Below are 3,594 nucleotides of genomic sequence, written 5' to 3'. Positions count from 1 at the left end.
ATAAGTGTTGCCCTGGCCTTGAGCTCCCGCCAGCCACGCCAGCACCCCTTCGGCCGCCCGGCGGCCGCTGGCGAAGCAGGCGGTGAGCAGGTAGCCGCCGGTGGGGGCTTCCCAGTCGAGCATCTCGCCTGCGCAGAAGAGGCCGGGGCGGCTTGGCACCATGAGCTTCGCGTCGAGCGCCTCGAAGCGCAGGCCGCCGGCGGTGCTGATGGCTTCGTCGATGGGCCGTGGGGCGATAAGCGCCACGGGCAGGGCCTTGATCGCCGCGGCTAGGCGGGCGGGGTCGGCCAGTGTGGCGGCATCCAGGCATTCCCGCAGCAGCGCCATCTTGAGGCCGGCGATGCCGACCCGACTCTGCAGGTGGCTGGCCAGCGAGCGGGCGCCTCGGGGGTGGGCGACTTCGGCCTCAACGCGTTCCAGGCTGCGCCCGGGGGCGAGGTCGATGAGCACCGTGGCGCGGCCGTCGCGGGCGATACCCTCGCGGATGGCGGCCGACAGCGCGTACACCAGGCTGCCCTCGATGCCGTCGGCGCTCAGCATGGCCTCGCCGGGGCGCGGCGGGGCCGGGTCGCCGGCCAACTGCAGGGTGATCGACTTGAGGGGCTGGCCGGCGAAGCGGCTGGCCAGGTGCTCGCTCCAGCCGCCGTCCGGGCCACCCCGCGGCGAGGCCACCACGAAGCCGCAGTTGGCGGGCTGCAGGGGCGCCACGGCGAGGCCGGCGGCGGCGAGCAGCGGCACCCAGGCGCCGTCGGAGCCGAGCCGGGCCCAGCTGCCGCCGCCCAGGGCCAGCAGGGTGGCATCGGCGCTGTGGGTGATCGGGCCGCTCGGGGTGGTGAAAAGCAGGCTGCCGTCGGCGCCCCAGCCGGTCCACCGGTGGCGGGGGTGGAAGCGCACGCCGGCGCCGCGCAGGCGAGCCAGCCAGGCGCGCAGCAGCGGCGCGGCCTTCATCTCGGCCGGAAAGACCCGCCCCGAGCTGCCGACAAAGGTGCTCACCCCCAGCCCCTCGACCCAGGCCCGCAGCGCGTCCGGCCCGAAGGCTTGAAGCATCGGCTCAATCTGGGCCCGGCGGCTGCCGTAGCGCCCGGCGAAGGCCTCGAAGGCTTCCGAATGGGTGATGTTGAGCCCGCCCTTGCCGGCCAGCAGGAACTTGCGGCCCACCGAGGGCATGGCGTCGAAGACATCCACCTGCACGCCCCCCGCGGCCAGGGTCTCGGCCGCCATCAGGCCGGCGGGGCCGCCGCCGACGATGGCGACGTGGAAGGAGGAGGCGGGGCGGGGGGTGGAGGGCATGGCGGAGCGGGGCGGGTTGAGGGCAGGCGCGATTGTAGGGCCTCGCCGCAGGATGGGGGCCATCGAACACCGTACGGGTTAGCGCAGCGTAACCCGACAGAGTGGGGTGGGGAGTCCGGCTGGGGCGGGTGTCGGGTTACGCCCTGGCGGGCTAACCCGACCTACGCGGCTGCCGTTTCCAGATTTACTTGAGTGTTTGATGCCCGCACTTGAGTTCGCTCAAGCCAGACTTGAGCGGGCCCAAGTTTTACTTGCGGTGGCTCAAATCGGACTTCAGCGCACCCAAGTTTTATTTGAGCGCGAGTTGCCGGGACTTGAGTGATCCCAAGTTTTACTTGAGTGATCGTTGTCCGGACTTCAGCCCGCTCAAGTTTTACTTGAGTTCGAGTTGCCGCGACTTGAGCCCACTGACCGCAGACTTGAGTCGATGATGCTTTGTGGGTGCGCGATCTGTGTTCTGCGCCCCCAGGGCCGGGCTTCACCCAGCCCGCCCCCGCCCCTCAGCGCGTGATCGGCACGCCGCCTTCGTTGCTGCTGAACACCGTCACGCCTTCCTTCACGGTGCCCACCACGCGGATCTCGCCGAGCTTGTCGGCGGGGGTCTTGAGAGGGTTGGCCGACAGCACCGCGAAGTCGGCCAGCTTGCCGGCGGCGATGCTGCCCTTCACCTTCTCTTCGCCCAGCTGGCGGGCTGGCAGCAGGGTGACGGCCTTGAGGGCGTCGAGGGGGGCGAGCTGCTGGTCTTCGCCCAGCGGGCGCTTGATGGCGGCGGCCATCACCGCGAAGGGCGACGGGTCGAGCCGCGCCGGGTCGGCGTGCAGTAGCACCGGCAGGCCGCGGGCCTGGGCGGCGGCGGCGGGGGCGAAGCGGGCGGCACGCTCGGGGCCGAGGGTGTAGTCCTTGAGGGCGGCCAGCGACAGGGCCAGGCGCTGGGGCGCGAAGCTGACTGCCGCGCCGGCCTCCTTGAGGGCGTCGAGCTGGGCGTCGCCCACCGCCTGGGCACCCACCAGCAGCGGCGGGCGGGGCGGGGCGGGCTGCCGGGCCGCGTCGTTGAGTGCTTGTCTGGCCCGCTGCTTGGCTGACAGCTTGCTTGGCGGGTCAGCCGGCGGGCTGGCAGGCTGCACGGCGGCGGCGCGCAGGCCTGCGATGGCCTGGGCGATGGCCGCGTCGCCGTTGGCCTGCACGGCCACCGGCCAGCCGCCGGCGTAGGCGCGGGTGAAGAGGTCGGCGGCGGCCTCATCGGTGGCCCACGGGTAGCCCGAGTAGGCGCTGCGCTTGCCCGGCGGCGGCAGCTGGTAGGGCTGGGTGAGCCAGGCGCTGCGGTCTTCGGCCACGCCGTCGAGGGCAAACGACACCCCGGCGAGGCGCAGGCGGTTCTTGTAATACTTGGGCCCGACGCTCTTGTGGCCCTTCAGTGCGCCGCCGGCCGAGGCCAGGTCGGCGTAGATCATCACGTCGAGCTTGAGGGCGCCGGTGTCGGCGGCCTGGGTGTACAGGGCCAGGTCTTCGGGGGTGGCGCGGCCCTCGACGGCGGTGGTGTAGCCGTTCTGCAGGTAAAGCGTCTGGCCTTGCTGGATCAATGCCTGGCGGTCGTCGGCGGACAGCTTGGGCAGGGCGCCCAGCAGGGCCGCGGCGGCGGCGCCGTCGAGCACGCCGTCGGGCTCTTTGGAGCCGGGCCAGCGGCCGATGCTGCCGGCGGGCGGGCTCACGCTGTCGCGGGTGATGCCGGCCAGCTCCAGCGCGCGGCTGTTCGCCACCACCTGGCGCCCGGAGTGGTGGATCACCAGCACCGGCTTGTCGGCCGACACCCCGTCGAGATCCTGCCGCGTGAGCGGGCGCTGCTCGCGCAGGCGGCTGTCGTCGTAGCCGTAGCCGATGACCCAGCCGAAGCGCTGGGCCAGGTCGCCCTTGCTCCAGTCGCGCAGGCTGCGCACCAGGCCGTTCACGTCGCTCACGCTGCCGGCGGGGGGCGGTTGTAGCGGCGCCGCCACCGAATACAGCCCCAGCCGCGACATCTGCCCCCAGGCATCGACGAAGCCCGGCACCAGCGTCTTGCCGGCCAGGTCCACCACCTCGGTGCCCTCGCTCTTCCAGCGGGCGAGGATCTCCTTGGCCTTGCCCACCGCGATGATCCTGGTGCCCTTGACCGCCACCGCCTGGGCCGCCGGGCGCTTGTCGTCAAGGGTGATCACGTCACCGTTGGTGAAGATGATGTCGGACAGCGGCGGCGGAGGCGGCGCGGGCGGCGGCGCGTTGGGGTCGGCGGGTGCGCCGGGGACCGCGGGCGTGCCGGCGGCGGGGGCC

2 protein-coding genes are annotated in these 3,594 nt (G+C 72.6%); both read right to left on the bottom strand.

The window, feature by feature from the left end:
- Positions 1-1,290, bottom strand: a 1,290-nt coding sequence (locus tag ZRA01_RS20015; RefSeq protein ID WP_141355130.1) for a TIGR03862 family flavoprotein, incomplete at its 3' end; no start/stop codon positions are given.
- Between the two features lie 500 nt (positions 1,291-1,790).
- On the bottom strand, positions 1,791-3,594 hold a 1,804-nt coding region (locus ZRA01_RS20010), incomplete at its 5' end, for an amidohydrolase (protein WP_141355129.1).

Origin of the sequence: Zoogloea ramigera, from assembly GCF_006539865.1 — a bacterium.
GTDB lineage: Bacteria > Pseudomonadota > Gammaproteobacteria > Burkholderiales > Rhodocyclaceae > Zoogloea > Zoogloea ramigera.
The sequence above is the reverse complement of the archived record's forward strand: the minus strand, read 5'-3'. Positions and strand labels throughout refer to the sequence as shown.